Annotated in this window: 17 protein-coding genes; 9 read left to right on the top strand and 8 right to left on the bottom strand. The window is 66.6% G+C overall.

Annotated features, from left to right (window positions below):
- The first annotated feature begins 153 nt into the window (after nucleotides 1-153).
- The gene (locus Q0S71_RS22725; protein WP_296000864.1) at nucleotides 154-768 is read left to right on the top strand and encodes a hypothetical protein; all 615 of its coding nucleotides are present in this window, start codon (nucleotides 154-156) and stop codon (nucleotides 766-768) included.
- A gap of 149 nt (nucleotides 769-917) precedes the next feature.
- Nucleotides 918-2273 carry a TolC family outer membrane protein gene (locus Q0S71_RS22720; RefSeq protein WP_296000881.1) on the top strand — a complete coding sequence of 452 codons (1356 nt, stop codon included), beginning with the start codon at nucleotides 918-920 and terminating at the stop codon, nucleotides 2271-2273.
- Between the two features lie 83 nt (nucleotides 2274-2356).
- On the opposite strand, the gene Q0S71_RS22715 is transcribed toward Q0S71_RS22720, so the two are convergent.
- The 6 genes from Q0S71_RS22715 to Q0S71_RS22690 all read right to left on the bottom strand — a co-directional run bounded on the left by Q0S71_RS22715 (nucleotide 2357) and on the right by Q0S71_RS22690 (nucleotide 11397).
- Nucleotides 2357-4204, bottom strand: a complete 1848-nt coding sequence (locus Q0S71_RS22715; protein WP_296000862.1) for an AI-2E family transporter — start codon at nucleotides 4202-4204, stop codon at nucleotides 2357-2359.
- Between the two features lie 122 nt (nucleotides 4205-4326).
- Nucleotides 4327-5415 (bottom strand): transporter, encoded by a 1089-nt coding sequence (locus tag Q0S71_RS22710; protein WP_296000860.1) that lies wholly within the window; start codon nucleotides 5413-5415, stop codon nucleotides 4327-4329.
- Between the two features lie 92 nt (nucleotides 5416-5507).
- Complete coding sequence (locus Q0S71_RS22705; protein WP_296000858.1) at nucleotides 5508-7139, bottom strand: bifunctional 3-(3-hydroxy-phenyl)propionate/3-hydroxycinnamic acid hydroxylase; 1632 nt, start codon at nucleotides 7137-7139, stop codon at nucleotides 5508-5510.
- Nucleotides 7140-7174: 35 nt separating this feature from the next.
- Nucleotides 7175-9100, bottom strand: coding sequence for an acyl-CoA synthetase (locus Q0S71_RS22700; RefSeq protein ID WP_296000856.1), 1926 nt, complete (start codon nucleotides 9098-9100; stop codon nucleotides 7175-7177).
- A 191-nt stretch (nucleotides 9101-9291) separates the two neighbouring features.
- On the bottom strand, nucleotides 9292-9960 hold the full coding sequence (locus tag Q0S71_RS22695; RefSeq protein WP_296000854.1) for a fumarylacetoacetate hydrolase family protein: 669 nt from the start codon (nucleotides 9958-9960) through the stop codon (nucleotides 9292-9294).
- Between the two features lie 294 nt (nucleotides 9961-10254).
- A complete protein-coding gene (locus Q0S71_RS22690; RefSeq protein ID WP_296000852.1) occupies nucleotides 10255-11397 on the bottom strand; it encodes a VOC family protein in 1143 nt (380 codons plus the stop codon).
- 122 nt (nucleotides 11398-11519) lie between these two features.
- On the opposite strand from Q0S71_RS22690, the gene Q0S71_RS22685 reads away from it, so the two are divergent.
- The 5 genes from Q0S71_RS22685 (at nucleotide 11520) to Q0S71_RS22665 (ending at nucleotide 18782) form a co-directional block, all read left to right on the top strand.
- On the top strand, nucleotides 11520-12197 hold the full coding sequence (locus tag Q0S71_RS22685) for a TetR/AcrR family transcriptional regulator (protein ID WP_296000849.1): 678 nt from the start codon (nucleotides 11520-11522) through the stop codon (nucleotides 12195-12197).
- A 62-nt stretch (nucleotides 12198-12259) separates the two neighbouring features.
- The gene (locus Q0S71_RS22680) at nucleotides 12260-12967 is read left to right on the top strand and encodes a TetR/AcrR family transcriptional regulator (RefSeq protein WP_296000847.1); all 708 of its coding nucleotides are present in this window, start codon (nucleotides 12260-12262) and stop codon (nucleotides 12965-12967) included.
- A 301-nt stretch (nucleotides 12968-13268) separates the two neighbouring features.
- Nucleotides 13269-14357: an efflux RND transporter periplasmic adaptor subunit gene (locus Q0S71_RS22675; RefSeq protein WP_296000845.1), complete on the top strand. Its 1089-nt coding sequence runs from the start codon at nucleotides 13269-13271 to the stop codon at nucleotides 14355-14357.
- Entirely contained in the window at nucleotides 14354-17416 is a 3063-nt protein-coding gene (locus Q0S71_RS22670; RefSeq protein ID WP_296000843.1) for an efflux RND transporter permease subunit, read from the top strand. Before Q0S71_RS22675 ends, Q0S71_RS22670 begins: the two co-directional genes overlap by 4 nt.
- A gap of 4 nt (nucleotides 17417-17420) precedes the next feature.
- Nucleotides 17421-18782: a TolC family outer membrane protein gene (locus tag Q0S71_RS22665; RefSeq protein ID WP_296000841.1), complete on the top strand. Its 1362-nt coding sequence runs from the start codon at nucleotides 17421-17423 to the stop codon at nucleotides 18780-18782.
- 462 nt (nucleotides 18783-19244) lie between these two features.
- Here the strand turns inward: Q0S71_RS22665 and Q0S71_RS22660 are convergent, their stop codons facing one another.
- Both Q0S71_RS22660 and Q0S71_RS22655 read right to left on the bottom strand, forming a co-directional pair.
- Nucleotides 19245-19616: a DsrE family protein gene (locus Q0S71_RS22660; RefSeq protein WP_296000839.1), complete on the bottom strand. Its 372-nt coding sequence runs from the start codon at nucleotides 19614-19616 to the stop codon at nucleotides 19245-19247.
- 140 nt (nucleotides 19617-19756) lie between these two features.
- Nucleotides 19757-20647 (bottom strand): LysR family transcriptional regulator, encoded by an 891-nt coding sequence (locus Q0S71_RS22655; protein WP_367185331.1) that lies wholly within the window; start codon nucleotides 20645-20647, stop codon nucleotides 19757-19759.
- 121 nt (nucleotides 20648-20768) lie between these two features.
- Here Q0S71_RS22655 and Q0S71_RS22650 point away from each other — a divergent pair, with 121 nt between their 5' ends.
- On the top strand, nucleotides 20769-21698 hold the full coding sequence (locus tag Q0S71_RS22650; RefSeq protein WP_296000836.1) for a pyridoxamine 5'-phosphate oxidase family protein: 930 nt from the start codon (nucleotides 20769-20771) through the stop codon (nucleotides 21696-21698).
- A gap of 213 nt (nucleotides 21699-21911) precedes the next feature.
- Nucleotides 21912-22649, top strand: a complete 738-nt coding sequence (locus Q0S71_RS22645) for a PDR/VanB family oxidoreductase (RefSeq protein ID WP_296000834.1) — start codon at nucleotides 21912-21914, stop codon at nucleotides 22647-22649.
- Nucleotides 22650-22957: the final 308 nt, after the last annotated feature.

Below are 22957 nucleotides of genomic sequence, written 5' to 3'. Positions count from 1 at the left end.
GGCATAGAGGGAAACCATGAAGAACAGAGTGACAACGTTGGCGGCAGAAGCCGCCGGCCTGGCGCGGCGGCGCGCCTTGCTGGCCGGCGGCGCCACCGTGCTCCACCCGGGCGCGGTTACGGCCCCCTTATTTGATGCACATGAGAACCTACAATGATAGAAACAAACGATGCCCCGGCTATCCATATCGCTGCCGCAGCGGACAAAGTCACGGTCGCGATGAGCTATGTGCCATCCGATCTGCCCATCTTCGTTTGCGACCTCACACTGATCCAGCCACAGCTGGAGTTGGCGCGCCAAGCCATCGATGAATTGCGGCTCAGCCATCCCGAGTCGACGCCGTCGAACGTCCAGTCTGTCTACATGAGCCCGTGGAACAGCCACGATCTCAACGCCAAGCTGCAGCCGCTGTGCGACAGCGTGGTGATGATCACGCAAATGATGGCGCAAAACACCATGGGCGTGTGGTTCACCGCCCTGCAGTTGGAACTGTTCGTCGCGCAATGCTGGGGCATCATCTACGAAGACAGCGACTATACGAAGCCGCACAGTCATTTTCCCGCCGAATTCGCCTGTGCGATTTACCTGGAAGCCGACGAGGGCTGCGCGCCCATCGTGTTTTCGCGGTCGGTCGTGGTCCAGCCCAAGGCCAGCAGCATGATCCTGTTTCCCGGAATCATGCAGCATGAAGTGCCGCCGAACAAAGGCCGCCGCGTCGTCATTTCGATGAATTTAATGAAGCGTCCACTGCGTCCCATCCTGTCGTGAGCGACATATAGCGGGCCGGCCGCGAGACGCGCCATGCGTATCGTCCCACCAATCGGCCAATACCGACCAGTACCCGACAGCGCGCCGAACGGCGGGACCCTTTTGATTTTTATATGAGCAATTTTTTAATGATTCCCAAGAAGAATTCCCTGCGACACCCCCTGATCACCGTGCTGATCGCCAGCGTCCTGCTGACGCTGGACGCCGCGGCGGCGCGGGCGGCCGACCTGGTGCAGCTGTACCAGCAGGCGCTGGCCAACGACGCCACTTACGCCGTTGCCCGCGACGCGCTGGCCGCCAGTCAGCAAAAAACCACCCAGGGCCGCGCCGGCTTGCTGCCGCCGTTGCAGGCGAGCGGACAGAACACGCGCAACACGGGCCGGCAGCTCACCAGCTTTGATGCGCTGTACGGTTTTCCGCCGGGCACCAGCCCGGGCGAGTTCGTCGAGTCGGACAGCCAGTATCACCTCAATACCTATACGGTGTCGCTGACGCAGCCGCTGTACAACTGGGCCAGCTGGCAGCAATACCAGCAAAGCAAGCTGTTCCAGGCAGCGGCCGAAGCCGACTTCGCCCAGGCGCAGGAGGACTTGATCACGCGCGTGGCGCAAGCCTATTTCGACGTGCTGACGGCACAGGACAACCTCAGCGTGACCCGCTCCCAAAAATCGGCGACCACCGAGCAGCTGGCCTCGGCCAAACGCAACCACGAGATCGGCACCCAGACCATCACCGATGCCGACGAGGCGCAGGCCGCGTTTGACCAAGTGGTGGCCCAGGAATTCGCCGCGATCAACGACCTCGGCAACAAGCGCGCCGCGCTGCGGGCCATCATCGGCGGCAAGGCGCCCGAGCTCGCGCCGCTGCGCCCGGGCGTGACCGTCAGCGCGCCCGAGCCGGACGCCATCGAGCCGTGGGTCGACGCGGCCGAAACCCAGAACTATGCCGTCGTCGGCGCCGAGCTGGGCCTGGAGGTGGCCAAGCGCCAGATCCAGGTCGACCGCGCCGGCCACATGCCGACGGCGGCCCTGACCGCCAGCAAAACACATAACTATCAGACCGGCTACGGGACCAACAACAGCAACGCCATCGGCGTCTCGTGGAGCGTGCCCTTGTTCAGCGGCTTCGCCGTCACCAGCAAGGTGCGCGAATCGATCGCGCTGGAAAGCAGGGCCCGCAACGAGCTCGAGGCGGCGCGCCGCAACGCCGCGCTCAGCGCCACCGAGGCCTTCCTGGGCGTGAACAGCGGCCTGGCGCAGGTCAGGGCGCTAGAAGCGGCCGAGGTGTCGAGCCGGACCGCGCTGAAATCAAACAAGCTGGGCTACCAGGTCGGCGTGCGCATCAACATCGACGTGTTGAACGCGCAGAAGCTGCTGTACGCGACCCAGAAGGATTTGTCCAAGGCGCGCTACGACACCATCATGAACGGCCTGCGCCTGAAGGCGGCCGCCGGCACGCTGCGGCCCACCGACCTGGGTCCCATCAACGCCTTGCTGGCGCATTGACGCGCGCGGCTTGCCGGCCGGGCGTCTTAGCGCCTCGCTGGCGATCGCCGCCAGACCCAGATGATGCCGCCCATGCCGGCGGGTCAGATCTCGGATGGGGATTGCGGCGCGACGAACGCCAACCCCTCCCCGAACGAGCGCAGCACCATGTCCACATGGCGTTGAACCTCTTGATACTGAACTTCCGACTCGTCTTGCGGCGCACGGATGGCGACCAGCATGGCATTGGGCAGCAGCCTGCGCAATTCACCCATCGCTTGACTCCAGGACTCGAGTGCGTCGTTCAATGGCGAAGGAACAAACACAGTCGCCACCAGGTTGGCTTTTTCCGGCTCGTGCTCCTCATAAGGCAAGGGCAGCGAGATGCTGCGCGCGTCAACGCCGGCTTCGCGCAGGGCGCGTACCAGTAGTTCACTCACAAGGTCGTCGCGCTCCCGGGCCAGGCCAGCGCATAGCACGATCGAGTGTTGTGGCACTTCGAGCGAGCCTTGCCAGCGCCCCAGGCGTGCTTCGCGCAGTTGGCGCAGGTGGGCACCGACATTGGCGTCGAGAAGCGACACATGGCGTCTGCGCCGCTTTGGCAGCGACTCCGCAGTCGATGGCGCCAAAGTTTCCGCCACGTCGGCGACGGTACGACGGATATGTTCCTGCTGCGGCTCGTCGATCTTGCCCACACGCAGTTCAGCAACGGCGAGCGCCAAACCAGGTAAAAGGACATGGTCGCAATAGCGCGCGAAGCTGGCGCGCCGCACATACGCGCTGGAGTCGCGCAGAATGGCCGTGATCTCGCCCGACAGGGCGCGCTGGAAAAAGCGCTGCGCGGCCGTCACGTTGGGCGCTTCCCCTAGCAGGATGGAGAGCGGTTCCAGCGCGCGCACATGGCGCCCGGCAACCACCAGACAGACTGTCAGCGGGGTGGAGATCAACAGGCCGACCGGGCCCCACAGCGTCCCCCAGAACAGTGCCGACACAACCACCGCCAGTGGCGAAATTCCGGTGCTGTGACCGTACACCTTGGGCTCGATGAAGTTGGCGACGGTCAGCTCGATCAGTGCAAACAGGGCCACGCAGCTCATGGTCAGGCTCCAGCCGGGATCGATGGCGGCCACGAAGACCGTGATGCAAGCGCCGCTGCCCAGCGCGCCCAGATAGGGGACGAAACGCAGCAGGCCGCCGAGTGCGCCCCACAGGACGGCATGGGGGATGCCGAGCCCCCAAAGCGCCATGCCGATGGCTATGCCGAAGGCCGCATTGACGACGAACTGCGAGAAGAAAAAACGCGATACACCTTGCGCCGCATCGGCCAGGGTGCGCACCGTGCGGCTGGTTTCGGTCTGGCCGGCTAGGCGGATCAGGCGATCTTGCAGCGACTCGTGCTCCAGTAAGATGAACAACAGCAGCACCAGCACCAAGCCGGTCCCGCCGATCGGCCCCCACACGAGCGAGAACAGGCGCGCCAGGGTCTCGCCGGCGGAGGGGCGGGCAGGGCGGATCTCCACCGCGACCGGCTGGCGGGGTGTCGCCGCCAGCGACTGGTCGGACGCGCCGCCTGGCGCCAGTGGCTCAGCCGCATGCAGATTAGCCTCCATCCACGCGAAGGGGCGTTCGGCCTGCGCGCTCAACTGGCCGGCCTTTTGTCGCAGCGCGGCCTGATATTGCGGCAGCTCGGCGGTGACGCTAATCAATTGCACGGTCAAGATGGCGCCGATGCCGGCCGCGCAGGCGCCGGCCAGCAGCAGCGCCGCCAGCGTGGCGGGCAAGCGCCGCATGCCGTGTCGGCCCAAGGTGCGGATCAGGGGCGCGATGATCAGGCTGAGAATGAGCGCCAGGGCTATCGGCTGCAGGATGGCGCGACCGGCGTACAGCAGGCCGAGGATGCAGCTTGCGCTGACGATGGAGGGCACTTTCAGGCGCGTCGGGGAGGCTGGCATGGTTGGGATACGGGGTGGCTGATTGTTGCCGGAGTATATCATAATGACGTATGTGTCATTATGTTGATTTGCGGTTTATGGCGGAGGTGTGTCAAATGTCGGTCACCGCGCCGGCGACGACCTCAGAACAACTGGATTAGTCGCAACTGGGTAAAGCTGCCTTGCTTGGAATTGCGCGATGCCGTGGTATCGATGTACTGCAGGGTCACGATGGCGCCGAGGCGCGGCAAGCGGGCGGTGTAGAAAGCGCCCGCATTGGTGGCCCGCATGCGGCTGGGGCCGAAGGGATTCTGGTCGTCGTCCTGGTACTGCTGCACGCGCAGCGTGTGCAGGCCGAACACGCCGAGGTCGGTCTTGTAGCCGGCCGCCAGCTCGACCCCGAACCAGTTGCCGCTGCGGATTTGGTTGTCCTGGTTGCGCCCGTTCAGGCCGAGCGACACCTTGGCCGCCAGCGCCACCCGCGGCGTCGGCAGATAGGCCAATTGCAGCGCCGGGCGCAGCGTCTTGAAGTTGCCTTCGCCGATGTCGGGCTGGGGATCGGTCGCGTATTTCCCCGTCGGCAGCACCAGCGAGGCACCTGCGAGCACGCGCACTTGCTCGCCCACATACTGCCAGCCGGCCATCAGTTCGGCGTCGCCGACGCCCTCGGTGACGCCGGTGGCGGAGCTGCCCTGGACTGCCAGCGCGCCCTGGTAGTGCGCCGCGAATTGGCCCGCGACGGCGGCCTGCAACTGCGGCGCCAGTGGCACCCGCCAGTTTAGGGCCGGGGGCGCGCCGCGCAGCGTAATCGTTTGATACTTGCGGGCGAACGGCAGATCCAGCACGAACGCCAGGCGCCCGCCGCCGTACTGCTCCGGCGTCAGGTAGGCCACAGCCAGGTCCTGACGTTCCATATTGCCGCTGCCGTCCAGCGTGGCACTGCTGGCGTCATAGCTTGGAGAGAGTGCGGCCGGCAGGCCGGGCACGGCCAGCGTGCCGCCGGGCACCGGCAGGGTTAGCGCCTTGCCGTTGTCGCCCGTTACCTTTCGCACCGGGACATAGGTGGTGGCCAAGCCGAGGGCCCATCCGGTCTGGTCGGGCGGTGCGAAGATTTCGCCGCCCAGGCTACCCGCCATGTTGTAGCGCGGCTCGAATCCTTCGGCAGCGTTGGCGGCGCAGGCCGTGCCGCTCAGCAAGGCACAAAGCGTAGTCTTTTTTATTAAGTCGGTCATGCTGGTCTCCTGTCGTAGTTGTGATTGATGTCGCGTGGATCCGGCTAAAAAACCTGCTGCCGTTCACAACGGCGGGCAAATGTCCCCACTGCCTACATGGGGATGGGAAGACTCATTGCCGCGAAAACGGGCGCATCGCAGCCCAGCAGGACCAGCGACTCGCACACGATGCCGCGCAATTGGGACAGCGGTCCATCGTGCAGCACGGTGCGGTCGGGGCGTACCACCGCGACCCAACCGACCGGTGCGGCGCCGGGTACCAATGCATCGGTCATGTCTTCCCATGACTGGCCGCCCTGGCCGGGCTGGCCCCGGTGGCGTACTTCCAGCGTGGCACCGCCGGCGTGGCGCCAGGCCGATTGCAACTGGGCGCTCAGGTGGTCCGCCGGATTGCAGCCGAAGCCGACAATGACCAGTTTCTGCCCCAATACGTCGTCGCTGGGCACGCAGGGCGAGCGGGTATCCCGGCGCAGCAGGCCTTGCGGCAACTGGCCGCCGCGCACCAGCCGGGCGCCGCTGCGGCCGGGCTGGAACAGGCCGCTGCAGAAGCGGTTGGCCGGCTTGATTTGCAGGTCGCCGAACCAGCGCCGGGTCAGGGGCAGGCACTGCAGCGTGGCCATCAGCCCGTGCACCGCGAACGCGGTGAAACGGTTGCGCGGCATCACGAGCCCGCCCATCAGCAGCGCCATGTTGATGATGGAGCGTGCATGGGGGCGGCGCTCGGTGTCATAACTGTCGAGCAATGCCTGTGGCGCCCGCTTTTGCACGACCCAGGCCAGCTTCCAGCACAGGTTGGCGACGTCGCGCAGTCCGGCCACCAGTCCCTGGCCGACGAACGGTGGCGTGATGTGGGCGGCATCGCCGGCCAGGAATACCCGGTCCTTGGAAAAGCGCTCGACGATACGGGCATGGAAGCGGTACACGGCGGTGCGCTCGATGGTGATGTCCTCGGTCTTGCACCACGGCGCCAGCAGCGCGCGGATGGTCTCCGGGTGCTCCATCTGCTCGCGCGTCTCGCCAGGCCGCAACATGAATTCCCAGCGCTGGCGCCCGCCGGGCGCCACCATGTGCGGCGTCGGGCGGCGTGGGTCGCACACGAACTCCACATGATTGATGGGATTGGGCACATCCAGCGCGTCCACGACCAGCCAATCCTGGACGAAGGTCTTGCCGTGGAATTTCAAACCGGCCAGATGCCGCACGTGGGAGCCGGCACCGTCGACGCCGACCAGGTAGGCGGCGCGCACCACGCTGCGCCGGCCGTCGGCCTGGCGCAGCGTGGCTGTCACGCCCTGTCCGTCCTGGGTGAATTCGACCAGTTCGGTGCTCAGTGCGGTCTGCACGCAAGTGTGGCCGGTCAAGCGCGCGCGCAGCACGCTTTCCAGCTCGGGTTGGTAAAACGTCGCCAGACGCGGGTGACCGTCGGTCTGACCGGCCGTGTTGGCGCGCGCATAGGCCCCAAACAGCGGTGAGTGCATCTGCACCTTGTCGATGCCACAGGTGGCGAAGGCCCCGTCTTCCAGTCCCGCCATCTGCAGGATGCGCAGGGCTTCGTTGTCGAGTGCGATCGCGCGCGGCGCCAGGAACAGGTCGGGTGCCTTGTCGATCGCCAGCGTGCGCACGCCGTAGCGGCCCAGCAGATTTGCCGCCGTGGCGCCGACAGGCCCCAGGCCCACCACCAGCACGTCCACCCTGGCAGGCAAGGCTTGATGCGATTGCTTCATATGGTCTCCATTTGTTGTCGTTTTTGGTTGTAGTTCTAGGCTGATGCGCCAAGCCGGTCCACGGCGAACGGGAAGCGCTTGAGCAGGGCCTGCGCGCGCTCGGCGTCCTCGGCCGTGCACCGCAGTTGCACCACGCTGCCGCGCGCGGCGTCGGCCACCACGCGCAGCGTGGCGGTGATGCCTTCGCGTGCCAGCAACTGGCTCAGCACGTGTTCGGCGGCGCGCAGGCGCAATTCCGCCTTCGCCACCTTGCCGACGGCCGTGAGCGCCATCTGCGGCAGGATTTCGATGCGCGCCGGCACGGCGGCCCGCTCCGTCACCAGCTCGCGCGCCGCCGCCAGCAGCGTGGCGGCATCGATGCTGGTGCCCGGCTTCAGGGTGACGTAGGCCACCGGCAGCTCGCCGGCATGCTGGTCCGGCTGGCCAACGGCCGCCGCCAGCGCCACGGCCGGATGGCGCAGCAGCGCATCCTCGATCATGGCCGGATCGATGTTGTGGCCGCCGCGGATGATCAGGTCCTTGGCGCGGCCGGTCAGGTGCAGGAAGCCATCGTGGTCCAGGTAGCCCAGGTCGCCCGTGTTGAGCCAACCCGGGAGCAGCCAGATGTCGCGGTTGTCGCTGTCGCGCAGGTAGCCGGGGAACACGTTGGGGCCGCACACGCCGATCACGCCGACTTCGCCGACCGCGCACGTTGCGCTGGCGTGGCCGTTGCTGTTGACCTTCCATGCCTGCAGCCGCTGGTGCGGCAAGCGCAGGCCGACGCTGCCGGGGCGGCGCCCGAAGCCGGACGGATTGACGGCTGAGATGCAGGCCGCCTCGGTCAGGCCATAGCCTTCGCACAAGGGGATGCCGGCGGCCGCCTCGAATTCGCGCGCCACGGTAGGCGGCAGCGGCGCCGCGCCGCAGAAGGCATGGCGCAACGAGCTGATGTCGGCGCCGTCGCGCGGGAGCGCGGCCAGGCTGGCGTAGATGGTGGGGACGGCGCTGAAGCTGGTGGCGCGGAAGCGCTCGACCAGCCGCCAGAAATGCGCCATCACGCCCGCTCCCCGGTAGCCCTGCGGTGTGAGCAGCACCACTTCCCAGCCGCCGAGGAAGGCGCCTAGGCCGGTGACCAGCGCGCCGTTGACGTGGAACAGCGGCAAGCCGCACAGCACGACATGCGGCTCCGGCTCCAGCCGTTGCAACATGGCGGCGACAAAGGCCTCGTTCAGATGGGTATGGACGGCGATCTTGGGCAGGCCGGTGGTCCCGCCCGTGTGGAAATAGGCGCATACGTCGGTTGGCTTGATCACGCGTCCGGAAACCAGGCGGTCCGCCGCCTGCGTGGCCATCTCGGCGTGGAAGGAGCGGATCTGCACGCCGGAACGGCGCGGCGCCGGGGCGGCAGCGCGCAGCGCTTGCAGGGCGGCGCGCGCGGCCGGCTCGACGTAGGCATCGAGTTCGACCACGAACACGGTGTGGATGCCGGGACAGCGCTCGACCACGGCCATGGCCTTGTTCCACAGGTCGCCGTCCGGCTGCGGCGCCAGCGTCACCAGCACTTCGGCCCCGGTGGCCTCGACCAGGCTGGCGATGTGTTCCGCTTCAAGCAGGGGATTGAGAGGACTGGCGATGCCGGCCGCCTGCGCGCCCCACAGCGCATAGTGGGTTTCGGGGAGGTTGGGCAACAGCAGGGCCACCGCCTTGCCGGGGCGGATGCCGGCCTGATGGAAGGCGTTCGCGGCCTGAGTCACTCCTTCCAACAGCGCCTGGTAGCCGAAGCTGAATGCTGGCGCGTCGGGCGTGCCGCTCAGCACCAGGCGCAGCGCCGTGCGCAGGGGATGGCGGGCGGCAGCCTGACGCAGCAGCTCGTAGGTGGTGTGGGCCGACATCTGCTCAGGCCACGGCGTGCGTTCGATGGCGTGTATGTCGGCCAGGGTACGTATGGGCGCCGGCGCGGTGCGGCGATGGGTATCGGACATGAAAACTCCTGGGATCGGCAATTCAGGTGAGATGGGGCGGCAGGATGACGCGCCCCGGCTCGCGTCGCTCGACGTGGCGGTGCGCCAGGGCAGAGGCGGCGCGCGCAGCTGAAGCTGTCCGGCGTCGCCAAAGCGGTCAATGACGGCGGCGACGCAACGGTCATTCATGGCGCGACGATCCGGTTGCGTTGTTAGCCAAGATCGAGACGGCCGTCGTCGGTGCGGATCGAGACGGTCACCACGTCGCTGGGCTGCAGATAAGCCGGGTTGCGCTGGCCCTTGCCGATGAACAGGCGCCACTTGGTCGCGTCCGACAGCAGATGGCGCATGATCCACATGACCAGCTTGCCCGGCGCACGCGCGGCGCAGCCGGCCGGCGTGCCGGTGGCGATCAGGTCGCCCGGCTGCATGTCGTGCAGGGCCGACAGTTCCGTCAGCGTCTGGTGCGGCTTGAAGATCATGTCGCCGGCGTAGCCGTCCTGGCGCGGCTGGCCGTTGACCTGCAGGCGCAGGCGCAGCTCAGGCCAGCGGCGCCACTCTGCGGGATTGAGCAGTAACAGGAAGGGGCCGGCCGGGCCGAAGCCGCGGTAGCTCTTGCCTTTGTAGAATTGTGCCTGCGGCAGTTGCACGTCGCGGGCAGACAAGTCGTTGACGATGGTGACGCCCGCCAGCCATTCGTGCAACTGGTCCGGCGCCACCGTCACCGGCGCCGTCAGCGCGCGACGCATCACCAGCCCGAGCTCGACCTCATAATCGAGCAGCTTCACATGGGCCGGCCGCACGACGTCGGCGCGGGCCGAGGTCAGGCACGACGGCGCCTTGGTGAACAAAGTGTTGAATGAAATGTGGTCGGGATTCATGCCCGATTCGCGGACGTGGCTGGCGTAATTGATGCCCTGGCACACGAACTGGCGGTCGTCGGTGACCGGCGACAGCAGTTGCAGTTCGTCGAGGCTCAGGGTGGGCCTGGGCCGGCGTGCTGGCCCACGCCTCGTCGATGCCCGCGCCGACGAAGTCGGCGGTACTGGCGTAGCGGCGCGGCAGGGGGGCGACGCGCCGGTCGTGGACGACGCCCCATGCGGGTGTTCCGTTCTGCAGGTAACGGACGACTTGGACTGCCATATGATCTCCTGGGAAATGAGGTGGTGAGAGGATTAGAGCCAGGGCCGCGGCGTGCCCATCGCCCGGCCGAGCAGCTTGAGGCGAGCCAGTGAGAGACTGCCCTGGCGCAGCAGGCGCACGATCTTGAACACGGTGCCCAGGTCCTTTTTGACGCCCATCGAGGCCGGCACGTCGTGGCCCCAGGCCCAGATGCCGGACAGCTCAAGCGGCACGTAGTGGGTTTCGTGGCTGGCGGTGAACACGTCGCCGTCGGTGTAGTGCTCGAACTCCATGCCGTCCGGGTCGCACCAGTAGTCGAACAGTTGGCTGCCCAGCACGTGGCGGCCGATGCCCCACAGATGGCGGTGGCCGTTGGCACGCAGCACGTTCTGGCCCTGGCCGAGGGCGTCGAGGTCGACCACCTCATAGGCGCTGTGCTCGTACTTCTCCTCGATCCCGCCAGCCAGTACGAAGCAATGGTGGTCGGCCGGCGTGTCGCCCAGGTCGAGCCGGAAGAAGGTGAGATTGGGTGAGCCGTCGGCCAGGTATTGGACGTCGGTGGGGATCAGGCCGAGGTGGCGCATATACCAGTCCGCCATGGTGGCGAAGTCCACCGTTTGCACGACCACGTGTCCCAGCCGCGCGACGGCGGCCGGTTCCAGCGGCGGCCGCACCGTGCGATTCACGCGGCGCAGCTGGCCGTAGCAATTGCTATCTGAATTCAGCGGCGGCCGCAGCGGCAGGGGCGCGGGTTCCCGTTGGCCGCTAACCAGCCATAGCAGCTTGCCGGCCGGATCGGTCAGCTCGACGCCGGCGCCGCCGCCGGGAATCTCGCCGGGCGTCAGGCGGCGGGCGCCGGCCCGCTCTTCCAACAGAGCCAGCTCGGCCTCGCCAGCCACCGTGAACGCTGCGCCGAGGTAGCGTGCGCGCCGGCCGCGCCGCGCCATATAGATGCAGGGTTGCGGGCCGCTGCCGCGCATCAGCAGCAGCTGTGCGTTGCGCTCGACCGTATGCAGGCCGAAATCGGTCAGGAAGGTTTCGCAGGCGGTGAGGTCGGGCTTTTCGAACATCAGGAAGGCCAGCGACTGCGCCTTCAGCAGTGGGGTAGGGCGAGCCAGCGGCTGGACGCCGGGCGGCAGCGCACTGGCGGGGTAGGCGTGCGGCGTACGCAGCACGCCTTTGGATGGGTGATTCATGCGAGGTCTCCAGTTTCCGGCCGTCCTTGGCGGGCGGCTGTTTGTATTTGATAGTGACGATATCGTCATAATGACTGGCATGTCAATAAAAATTTACGTACAATGGCCGCAGAAAGTCGAGAATGAATACAGAAGACACACCGAACCACCGCACCCGCGTCGCTGCCCGCCGGCGCGCCACGACCCGCGCCCGGCTGCTCGAAAGCGCCTTGCTGGTCTTTGCGCAAAAGGGGCCGCACGCAGTCATCGAGGACGTCATCGCCCAAGCGGGCATGGCGCGGGGCTCCTTTTACAATTACTTCCGGACCAACGACGAGTTGCTGAGCGAGGTGGCCAGCGAAATCAACAATGAACTGCTGCGCGCCATCGACCCGGTGGTGCAGCGCAGCGACGATCCGGCCGAGCGCATCGCTTGCGGCGCCCGGCTGCTGTTGCACGCCGTGATGCGCTTCCCACTGTTCGGTGCCTTCATGGCGCGCCTGCCGTTCCCGACCGCTAACAGCAGCCTGCTGGGCTTGCGTTTCATGGCGCGCGACGTGGCGCTTGGCATCGCCACCAGGCGTTTTCACGACATCAATCAGCGGGTGGCGGCCGACCTGGTCATCGGCGTGGTGCTGAGCGCGGCTTACGCAGCGGCGCGCGAGCCGGTGAGCGGCAACCCCGACGCCAGCGTGCGCGCCCTGTTGCGCGCACTCGGTTTGGCGCGGCGCGAGGCGACCAGGCTGGCGGCGCTGCCGTTGCCGGACTTCGAGTTGCCAGCGGGATCGCTGTTGCGCCGCACCCAGGTTTTCCCCGGCTAAGCGACGGTGGATCTGATATGATCGCCTCGCTCCAATCCACCCTGACCAGACACTGAATAACCATGCCCGCCACCGCCAAATCTCCCCTTGACCACCGCCCGCGCGTTGCAGCCGAGCGGCGCGAACGCATGCGCAGGCGCCTGATCGAAAGCGCCATGATCGTGTTTGCCGAAAAGGGTGTCGGCGCCAGCGTCATCCCCGAGGTGGTGGCGGCGGCCGAAGTGTCGCAAGGTTCGTTCTACAACTACTTCCGCACCAACGACGATTTGCTGGCCGCCGTCAGCAGCGAGCTGAGCGCCGAGATGATCGAGCTGATCGAACCGGCCGTGGGTGACATCGCCGACCCGGCGTTGCGCGCGGCGACTGGCATGCGCTACTACCTGCATCTGGCCCGCTCGCAGCGCCTGCTGGCGCGCTTCCTGGCGGCAGGAGGGCTGCGTCTGTTGAGTCAGCAGAGCGAGGTGTTCCGCTATCTGCCGGCCGATCTGGAGGAGGGCCAGCAAAAAGGCCGCTTCGCCCCGGTGCCGCTGGACATAGTGCTCGACGTCGCGGCCGGCGCCGCGCTGGTGGCGATCGACCGCATGGCGCGTGGCCGCGTCGCCAAGGACTACCCGGAGAAAATCATCGCCGCCGTGCTGCGCACGCTGGGCATGACGATAGAGGAGACCGAGCGCGTCACGGCACCGGTCCTGCGCAAGCTGGTGCCCGCCGCCGATTCCCTATTGGCGCGCGCCCAGGCCCGTGCCAAGGCGCAGGACGCCGCCGGCTAAGCTCTACGGCCCGCCGCCGGGCTGCCCATGATATCTAGTTAATTCACCGCCGGCGCTCACGCCGCCCTTCAGGATGGCGTGATCGCCCGGCCGCGACCTCGTTCGCGCCTGCACTTCTCCGTTCCTGCTCCTTTTTCCCTTGTTCAATCGACGCGAGCGCCGCGTGGCACCCGCCATTCTGCGGTCCTGTTGCGCATCGATATTCCTTCATTGCATTTTCTCATGATGATCATATCGTCATAATGACATTCACGTCGTTATGGTATATAGTGCGCATATCTGACCTTAGGAGGACATTTCAGTGAACGTGAACTATCGAACGGTAGCCTTTGCCATCAGCGCCGCCAGCGTCCTGGCCGGTTGCTCTCGCGCACCAGTGGCCGAGCACGAGGAGGTACGCGCGGTGCGCACCATGGTCGCCGGCCAAGCCAACGGCACGGTGGGTGCCAATTATTCGGGCGAGATTCGCGCCCGTTACGAGAGCGAGCTGGGCTTCCGCGTCGGCGGCAAGATCGCGGCCCGCCTGGTGGAAGTGGGCGGCCATGTCAAGCGCGGCCAGCCGCTGCTGCAACTGGACGCCGCGCAGGAAAGCCTGCTGCTGATGGCGGCCGGCGCCGATACTGACGCGGCCCGCAGCCGCGTGGCCCAGGCCAGGGTGGACGTGGCCCGTACCGAGCAGCTGCTGGCGCGCCAGTTTGCCTCGCAAGCGGAGCTGGACCACCAGCGCCTGGCGCTGCAACAGGCCGAAGCGCAACTGCGCGCGGCGCAGGCGCACCAGCAGCTGAACGTCAACCAGCGCGGCTACACCACGCTGGTGGCCGATCGCGACGGCGTGGTCAGCGCGCTGCAGGCCGAGGCCGGACAGGTGGTGGCAGCCGGCCAGCCGGTGGTCACGCTGGCGGCCGACGGCGAGCGCGAAGTGGCGATCAACATTCCTGAGTCGCGCATCGACGAGTTGCGCCAGGCGCACGACCTGCAGGTGTCGGTCTGGGCGCATCCGGGCCAGACCTGGCATGGCGTCCTGCGCGAGTTGGCCCCGGACACTGACAGCGTCACGCGCACGTATTCGGCACGCATCACGATCGGGCAGCCCGATCCGGCGCTGCTGCGGCTGGGCATGACGGCGTCGGTGTATGCGCCCGATGTCGATGGCCAGCGCGCCATCCGGCTGCCGCTGACCGCCATCGTCGACGGCGACGGCAAGCGCCAGGTGTGGGTGGTGGACCAGAAGACCCGGCGCGTGGCGGCGCGCGTGGTGCAGCTGGGCAGCGCGCAGAACGATAGCGTGCTGGTGACGACCGGCTTGGCCGGCGGCGAGACGGTGGTGACGGCGGGCGTGCACCTGCTGCAGCCGCAGCAGCTGGTGCGCGTCGCGGGAGATGGCAAATGAAAGGCATCAATCTGTCCGAATGGTCGCTCAAGCATCCGCAGATGATCGCTTTCCTGCTGATGCTGCTGACGGTGGCCGGCATCCTCGCCTACACCAGCCTGGGCCAGAAGGAAGACCCCGAGTTCACCATCAAAACCATGGTGGTGCAAACCTACTGGCCGGGCAGCTCGGCGCAACAGATGGCCGACCAGGTGACCGACCTGATGGAGCGCAAGCTGCAGGGTGTGGCCGAGATCGACTACATGTCGACCTATGTGAAGCCGGGCGAGACCCAGATCAAGATCAACCTGCGCGAGGCGGTGCCGCCGGCGCGCGTGCCGGACGTGTGGTATCAGGTGCGCAAGAAGCTGGGCGACATCCACCAGAGCCTGCCGCAAGGCGTGCAGGGGCCGTTCTTCAACGATGAATTCGGCGACACCTTCGGCAATATGTACGCGATCACGGGCGACGGCTTTAACTACGCCGACCTGCGCAAGATGGGCGACGCGGCGCGTAACGAATTCCTGCGCGTGTCCGACGTCAACAAGGTCGACCTGCTGGGCAAGCAGGAAGAGAAAATCTATGTCGAGATGTCGAACGCCAAGCTGGCCTCGCTGGGCGTGGACCCGGCGCTGATCGCCTCGACCCTGGCGCAGACCAACGCGGTGGCCGCCGCCGGCACGGTGCAGACCAGCAGCGAGCAGGTGCGCCTGACCGTCAGCGGCGAGTTCGACTCGGTGGAAAACATCCGCGCCATCGGCATCCGTGCCGGTCAGCGCACCTTCCGGCTGGGCGACATCGCCGAAGTGCGGCGCGGCTTCGTCGAGCCGGCCGTGGCGCGCATGCGCTTCAACGGCCAGCCGGCCCTGGGCCTGGCCGTCAGCATGCGCAAGGGCGGCGACGTGATCCACCTCGGCCGGCAGCTAGACGAGACGGTCAAGCGCATCCAGGCCAGCCTGCCGGTGGGCGTGCAGCTGCACGCCGTCAGCGACCAGCCACGCGTGGTGGAACACTCGGTGCATGAATTCAAGAAGAGCCTGGCCGAGGCGGTGGCCATCGTGCTGGCGGTGAGCTTCCTCTCGCTGGGCGTGCGCACCGGCCTGGTGGTGGCGCTGTGCATTCCGCTGGTGCTGGCCATGACCTTCCTGGCGATGTACATCATGGGCATCGACCTGCAGCGCATTTCGCTGGGCGCGCTGATCATCGCCCTGGGCCTGCTGGTGGACGACGCCATCATCGCGGTGGAAATGATGGCGCTGAAACTGGAGCAGGGCTGGGACAAATACCGTGCCGCGACCTATGCCTATACGGCCACGGCCTTCCCGATGCTGACCGGCACGCTGATCACGGCGGCCGGCTTCCTGCCGGTGGGCTACGCCCAGTCGGGCACCGGCGAATACGTGTACTCGCTGTTCCAGGTGGTGGGCATCGCGCTGATCCTGTCATGGGTGGTGGCGGTGCTGTTCACGCCGTATATCGGTTTCAAGCTGCTCAAGGAGGCGCCGCACGCCCACCACGACGAAGACGCGGTCTACCAGCGCGGCTTCTACGTCAAGTTCCGCCAACTGGTCGATTTCTGCCTGCGCCATCGCGGCTGGGTGATCGGTATCACGCTGGCCGCCTTCGCCGGCTCGCTGCTGCTGTTCAAGGCGGTGCCGCAGCAGTTCTTCCCGGCCTCCGACCGCGGCGAGTTGATGGTCGACCTGTGGATGCCCTCGGCCGCCACTTTCGAGGCCAGCGAGCGCGAGGTGCGCGAGCTGGAGGTGCTGCTCAAGGGCGACCCGGACATCGAGGCCGTGACCAGCTTCGTCGGCGACGGCGCGCCGCGCTTCTACCTGCCGCTGGACGTACAGACGCCCAATCTGAACCTGGGCGAGATGATGGTCATGACCAAGGGCGGCGAGGCCCGCGAGCGCGCGGTCGTCAAGTTGCGCAAGCTGCTGGACGAACGTTTCGCCAACGTGCGCGGCCGCGTCAACCGGCTCGAGAACGGGCCGCCGGTCGGCTATCCGGTGCAGTTCCGGGTGTACGGCAACGAAGCGGCCAAGGTGCGCCAGATCGCGGCCAAGGTCGGCGCCATCGTGCGCGCCCATCCGCACGTGCGCGCCGTGAACGAGGATTGGGGCGACCGCGTCAAGCGGGTGCGCGTCGACGTCGACCAGGACAAGGCGCGCGACCTGGGCGTCAGCTCGGTCCAGATCAAGGCCGCGCTGGAGGCGTCGCTGTCGGGCACCCCGATCACCCAGTACCGCGAGGACGACCAGGCGATCGCCGTGATGGCGCGCCTGGTGGCCACCGAGCGCACCGACCTGAACAACCTGAAGGACGCCAAGATTTATCTGCGCGACGGCAAGTTCGTGCCGGTGTCGCAAGTGGCACGCCTGACGCTGGACAGCGAGGAGAGCGAGCTGTGGCGCCGTAACCGCATCCCGAACCTGACCGTGCGGGCGGACATCGAGGGCGCGCAGGCGCCGGACGTGACGGGCGCGCTGTGGCCGCAGCTGGAGGCGCTGAACAAGGATCTGCCGCTGGGCTACGGCATCGAAGTGGGCGGCGCCGCCGAGTCGAGCGCCAAGGCGCAGCGCTCGGTGTTCGCCGTCATGCCGGTCACCCTGATCGTCGTGCTGGTGTTGCTGATGGTTCAGCTGCAGGACATGAAAAAGATGCTGATCGTGCTGCTGACCGCTCCGCTGGGCCTGATCGGCGTGGCGCTGATCATGGCGGCTTTCCGCATCCCGTTCGGCTTCGTGGCCATGCTGGGCGTGATCGCGCTGGCCGGCATGATCATCCGCAATTCGGTGATCCTGGTGGTGCAGATCGACCACGACCTGGAGCAGGGCGTGCCCCTGTGGACCGCCATCGTCGAATCGGCGGTGCGCCGCCTGCGGCCCATCGTGCTGACCGCGCTGGCCGCCATTTTGGCGATGGTGCCGCTGACCGAATCGGTGTTCTGGGGCCCGATGGCCTGGGCCATCATGGGCGGCCTGGCCGTGGCAACGCTGTTGACCCTGATCTTTTTGCCGGCGCTGTACGCCGCCTGCTACCGCGCGCAGCGCCCCGCTGCCGCCCGAGGAGAATGAAGCAATGAATACCAAGCTTACCAAGCCGGCCGCCATCGGCCTGCTGCTGGCCCTGCATGGCGGCCTGGCCGGCGCCATGGACGTGGCCGAGGCCTACCACCAGTCGCTGAACTATGATCCGACCAGCCTGGCGGCCGATCAGGCCCTGTCCACCGGGCGTGAAAAGGCGCTACAGGGTGACGCCTTGCTGCAGCCGCAGGTCAGCCTGCAGGCTGGCGTCAATCGCCTCCACGACCACGAGAACGGCGAGTTGCCGGCGCCCGTCTCGGAGCTGCTGTCGGCCGATAGTACGGGCACGGCGCGCCAGGCCTCGCTGCAACTCGTGCAGCCGCTGTACGATCGCGCCGCCCAGGCCAACCGCCGCCAGCTGCACGAGCAAACAGCGCTGGCCCAGACCCGCTTCGCGGCGTCGCGCCAGGACCAGGCGCTGCGGGTGGCGGAAACCTATTTCGGCGTGCTGCTGGCCGAGGAGACGCTGCGTGTCGTGCGCAATGAGCTGGCGGCGGTGCGCCAGCAGCGCGACCGCGCCCAGGCCCGCTTCGACGTCGGCCAGGACCGCATCACCGACCTGCGTGAGGCGCAGGCCCGGCTCGACGCAGTGGGTACCCGGGAAGTGGCGGCGCAATCGATGCTGGAGCTGCGCCAGGCGCAGTTCCGCGAAACGACGGGGGGGGCGCCGGATCGCCTGGCTCCACTGGCCCAAGTCTTCGTGCCGCGCCCGCCGGAGCCGGCCGCGCTGGCGGCTTGGCAAAGCATCGGCGAGAGTCACAGCACGGCCGTGATGGCAAAGCAGTCCGAACTGGAGATGGCCAATGCCGAGCTGGCCAAGCACAGCCTGTCCAGCCGCCCGACCGTGGATCTGGTGGCCAGCTATGGCGCCAAGAACCAGAGTGGCAATCTGTCGCAGCTGCTGGCGCCCAGCGGCGAGCGTACCGGCGCCATCGGACTGGTGCTGAACGTTCCTCTGTATGCCGGCGGCGGGCTCGATTCGCGCCAGCGCGAGGCGGTGGCACACCTTGGCCAAGCCGAACAGGAGCTGGCGGCGGTCAGGCGCGACGTACGCCTGCAGGTGCAGGAAGGCTATCTGGCGGTCGCTACCGGCGTGTCGCGCGTCGCCGCGCAGGAGCAGGCGCTGGTGTCGGCGCGCAGCGCGCTGGACGCGACCAGCCAGGGGCGCGATGTCGGCACCCGTACCGCGCTGGACGTGCTGGACGCGCAGCAGCGGCTGTTTTCGGCCGAGCTGGAGTTGATGCAGGGTCGGGTCGACTATCTGTTGGGCCGCTTGCGTCTAACGGCTGCGGCCGGCGACCTGAACGAGGACAGCTTGCGCATGTTGGGCCAGTGGCTGGAAGGCGGCCACGGCTAAGACGGGCGGCGCGCCGGTGCCGGAGGCAGGTCAGGGCAGCGCTGCGCGCGTCCCCAGCCGATAGCCGGCGCCACTCGGGCAGTCTGGACGGCGCAGTGGCGACTCCGGCCGTCGCCAGCAGCGAGCAAAGCGCCGGTATCGAGCAAGTCAGACGCTTACGTTGATCAAGGGCTGAGAAGCGAAGTGCGTGACGCGCTGGCGGACTACTCTGCCGTACTCTTGAGCTTGAGGGCGGGTCGGAACGTCACGACCCTGCGCTCAGGAATACTGACTTCGATAGCCACAGCTACACCGGCTTCGAAAGCTTCCTGGTAGCGGGCCTGCGGGTGCGCTACCAGGTCAAACGCCAATGGAGCGTGGCGGCCGGCATCGACAATCTGAACAACCGTCATTACTACCTGCACCATCCGTCCCGCAGCGGGCGATGTTTGCGGAAGTGAAGTTCAATTATTGAGGCGGCGTTTAGAAGGTGTAGACCGTGTAGCCGTCCGCTGCGATCTTCGCGATGCTCGGCAGGCCGGAGGTGCCCGGCACGCGGTTGTCGGTGATCAGGTCGAAGCCGGCTTTCTCCGCTTCCTCGCGTGCGCCGAACACGTCGGCGCAACCGCAGGAGATGCCGACCACCGAGCCTTCAACCGCCTTGTACAGGGCATGGATAGGATGGCCGGTGTCGGCCAGCACGCCGGGCCAGCGCGTGCCGGTGCCCTGGAAGTAGATGCCGACTTCGGCGCCTTGCTGCTGGAAGTCGTAGGCCGCGGCCAGGCCGTTGAACATGCGGCCCAGTGCCTCTTCGCCGGCTTTTGGATCAGACAGGATGATGATGGCTGCTTTCATGGTGATGCTCCTTGTAGGTGAGGGGGACTTCGTCGTATCGCCGCTTGGTGCAGCCGATGAGCCCATTCTAGGCATTGAGATGCATGTCAAAAATAGCTCCAGTCTCAATTAATTATTTCGATAGGCGAAATAATTGGCCCTCAATTCAAGAAAGCGTCGGCGCGCAACCGTGCCACCAGCATGTCGATAAAGCTGCGCACTTTGGACGAGCCGTATTTGCTTTCCCGGTGCAGCACATGCACCGGCAATGGCGCCTCTTCAAACTCCTCCAGCACGATCTTCAGTTTGCCCTCGGCCAGCTGGCTGCCGATCTGGTAGGACAGCAGCCGCGCGATGCCCAGATGGCCGACCGCCGCTTCGATCGCCGCGTCGTTGCTGGTGACGGTCAGGCGCGGCTTGATGCGCACCGTGGCTGGATCGTCGGCCGAGCCGAATTTCCATTCGACCCGCGACGCGACATTGCTGGCCGCGATCACCGCGTGCCGCAGCAGATCGGCCGGGTGCTGCGGCACGCCTTGGCGCGCCAGGTACTGTGGCGAAGCGCATAGCACCCGCCTCACCTGACCGACCCGCAGCGCCTTCAGGCTGGAATCGGGCAGGTGGCCGATGCGGATCGCCACGTCCATGCCCTCGTCGACCAGGTTGACTACCCGATCGAGGAAATAGGCCGAGACATCGACCTCGGGGAATTGCGACAGGTAGTCGATGATGCAGGGCATGACGAAGGCTTTGCCGAACAAGACCGAGGCGGTCACCGACAGATTGCCCTTGGGTTGGGCGTTGATGCCGGCCGCCGCCTCGTTGGCTTCGGCGATGCTGGCCAGGATCTGGCGGCTGTCGTCCAGGTAGCGCTGGCCCGCCTCGGTCAGGCGCACGCTGCGGGTGGTGCGCAGCAGCAGCTTGACGCCCAGCTGTTCTTCCAGTGCCGCGATGGCGCGCGTCACGGCGGCCGGCGACAGGTCCAGCCGGCGCGCGGCGGCCGCAAAGCCTTCTTCCTCGCCGACGGCCACGAATACCGTCATCAAATGCATCTGGTCCACGGCATTCCTCTCAGCGAAATAGTAATTTGCGAAAGACAGGGATTCTTGTTCTCCCGATTATTTCGCAGAATACACACAGTTGCAACACCAAACCGTCAACCAGGAGCAGGCCATGAGCGACTCGAGCAATTTCCATGCAGGCGAACGCACCGTCCAGCGGCGCGCCGGAGAGCAGGCCATCGCCGACCGCAATATCGCGGTGCTGAGCGATACGGTGATCGGCGGCGGGCGCCCGTTCATCGCCAAGCAGTTCATGGTGGCGCTGGCCAGCGTGGACGCCAGCGGCGCGCCGTGGGCCTCGCTGCTGTTCGGCGCACCCGGCTTCCTGCACACCGATGACGGCCGCAGCATCCATGTCGACGTGTCGCGGCAAGTACGTGACGACAGCGATCCGCTGTGGACCAACCTGGCGGCGCATGCAGATGCGGGGCTGCTGTTCATCGAACTGGGTTCGCGGCGCCGCTACCGCGTCAATGGCAGCGTGGCGCACTTCGATGACAGCGGTGTCGAACTGGCGATCCGCGAAGCCTATCCGAATTGCCCGAAATACATCCAGCGACGTCAAATGCGTCAGCTGGGCGACAGTAAGTTGCCGGTGCAGGTGGCCAGCGGCACCAGCATCCGCGGGCCGTTGACTGCGCTGATACAGCGCGCCGATACGCTGTTCGTGGCCAGCCGCCATCCCGACACCGGCGCCGATGCCTCGCACCGCGGCGGCGCGGCCGGCTTCATCCAGATCGTCGACGAGCGCACGCTGCGTATCCCGGACTTTCACGGCAACAGCCTGTTCAACACCCTTGGCAATTTCGAGGTCGATGCCCGCGCCGGCCTGTGCATCCCCGATTTCAAACAGCAGCAACTGCTGCAGCTGAGCGGCAGTGCCGTGGTGCGCTGGGACCAGGACGATCCGGACGGCGTGACCGGCGGCACCGGGCGCTTCTGGGAATTTACCGTGGCCAGCTGGCTGCTGCGCGATATGCCGCTGCAGCTGGAATGGGAATACCTGGACGCTTCGCCATTCAACCCGCCAGCCGGCGCATAAAGAGAACAGCATGGACTGCATCATCGGACAAGTCATTTCGCATGGTGGCGACGTCAAGGAATTCGTGCTGCGACGCCACGATGGCGCGCCGTTGCCCGCATGGACACCCGGAGCGCACATCGTGCTGCGCTTCGGCGCGGCGGACGGCACGGCCTACGAAAACCATTATTCACTGGTCGGCTTGGCCGGCGCTGGCGACAGCTACCGCACGCCGTGCTGCGCGAAGCACACGGCAAAGGCGGTTCGCGCAGCCTGCATGAGCAACTTGCAGTGGGCAGCGGCGTCGATGTCAGCGGGCCGTTCGACAGCTTCCCGCTGGCGCCGGAGGAGGGGCGCACAGTGCTGGTGGCTGGCGGTATCGGCATCACGCCGCTGCTGTCGATGGCGCATGCGCTGAATGCGCGCGGCCAGCCGTTCGAGCTGCATTATCTGGTGCGCAGCGAAGAACGCCTGGTGCTGCTGGACGAATTGCGCGCGCTGCCGCATGCGCAGGTGACCGTGCATGTGTCGGAGCGACAGGGCCGGGCCGATCCTGCCGCCATCCTCGGCCGGTATCAGGATGGCGCGCAGTGTTATGCCTGCGGTCCGGTGGCGCTGCTGCAAGCGCTGGAGCGGGCCGCGGCGGAGCAGGGCTGGCCGGGCGACGCGGTGCACGTCGAGAGTTTCGGCGCGCGTGCGCAGGATGGCGATCAGCCGCTGACGGTGGAGCTGACGCTGTCGGAGATCACGCTGACGGTCGCGCCGGGTACGTCTATCCTTGACGCGCTGATCGAGGCCGACGTGTTCGTGTCCTACGAATGCAAGCGGGGTGAATGCGGCAGCTGTTTTGCGCAGGTCAGCGACGGCATGCCGCTGCACCGCGATGTGTGCCTGACCGGGCCGCAGCGCGCGCAGGGCATGTGTACCTGTGTGTCGTGGGCCGGCAGCGAGCGGCTGGTGCTGGAATTATGATGCGGAGCGATCGGAGCATGGCGTCGCTGGACTCGTATCAGCCGCCGTCGAACACGCTGATGCGCTCCCAGCCCATCAGCCAGATGTCGAGCATCGGATTTTAATCTTCGTGGAAGTGGTACTATGAATGCAGACCGGCGCTAACACTCTTATTAAAAACAAGAGGTTAGCTGTTTAGTTCCGTGCGATCATATCCCTCGTCGTAGCTGGCCTTTATTTCGGGCCAAGGCTATGCTGGACGAGTTGATCGCTGATTTATCGCGGTCAGCCAGCCCCCTCAACCGGCAACCAGAGCGATTATCGTCATG

Origin of the sequence: Rugamonas sp. (genome assembly GCF_025354735.1) — a bacterium.
Taxonomy (GTDB): domain Bacteria; phylum Pseudomonadota; class Gammaproteobacteria; order Burkholderiales; family Burkholderiaceae_D; genus Rugamonas.
The sequence above is the reverse complement of the archived record's forward strand: the minus strand, read 5'-3'. Positions and strand labels throughout refer to the sequence as shown.

Excerpts from the sequence above, each read along its gene's own strand:
- Q0S71_RS22725 (WP_296000864.1), top strand. The coding sequence starts at position 154 with ATGATAGAAACAAACGATGCCCCGGCTATCCATATCGCTGCCGCAGCG.
- Q0S71_RS22715 (WP_296000862.1), bottom strand. The coding sequence starts at position 4,204 with ATGCCAGCCTCCCCGACGCGCCTGAAAGTGCCCTCCATCGTCAGCGCA.
- Q0S71_RS22710 (WP_296000860.1), bottom strand. The coding sequence starts at position 5,415 with ATGACCGACTTAATAAAAAAGACTACGCTTTGTGCCTTGCTGAGCGGC.
- Q0S71_RS22705 (WP_296000858.1), bottom strand. The coding sequence starts at position 7,139 with ATGAAGCAATCGCATCAAGCCTTGCCTGCCAGGGTGGACGTGCTGGTG.
- Q0S71_RS22700 (WP_296000856.1), bottom strand. The coding sequence starts at position 9,100 with ATGTCCGATACCCATCGCCGCACCGCGCCGGCGCCCATACGTACCCTG.
- Q0S71_RS22695 (WP_296000854.1), bottom strand. The coding sequence starts at position 9,960 with ATGAATCCCGACCACATTTCATTCAACACTTTGTTCACCAAGGCGCCG.
- Q0S71_RS22690 (WP_296000852.1), bottom strand. The coding sequence starts at position 11,397 with ATGAATCACCCATCCAAAGGCGTGCTGCGTACGCCGCACGCCTACCCC.
- Q0S71_RS22685 (WP_296000849.1), top strand. The coding sequence starts at position 11,520 with ATGAATACAGAAGACACACCGAACCACCGCACCCGCGTCGCTGCCCGC.
- Q0S71_RS22680 (WP_296000847.1), top strand. The coding sequence starts at position 12,260 with ATGCCCGCCACCGCCAAATCTCCCCTTGACCACCGCCCGCGCGTTGCA.
- Q0S71_RS22670 (WP_296000843.1), top strand. The coding sequence starts at position 14,354 with ATGAAAGGCATCAATCTGTCCGAATGGTCGCTCAAGCATCCGCAGATG.
- Q0S71_RS22665 (WP_296000841.1), top strand. The coding sequence starts at position 17,421 with ATGAATACCAAGCTTACCAAGCCGGCCGCCATCGGCCTGCTGCTGGCC.
- Q0S71_RS22660 (WP_296000839.1), bottom strand. The coding sequence starts at position 19,616 with ATGAAAGCAGCCATCATCATCCTGTCTGATCCAAAAGCCGGCGAAGAG.
- Q0S71_RS22655 (WP_367185331.1), bottom strand. The coding sequence starts at position 20,647 with ATGCATTTGATGACGGTATTCGTGGCCGTCGGCGAGGAAGAAGGCTTT.
- Q0S71_RS22650 (WP_296000836.1), top strand. The coding sequence starts at position 20,769 with ATGAGCGACTCGAGCAATTTCCATGCAGGCGAACGCACCGTCCAGCGG.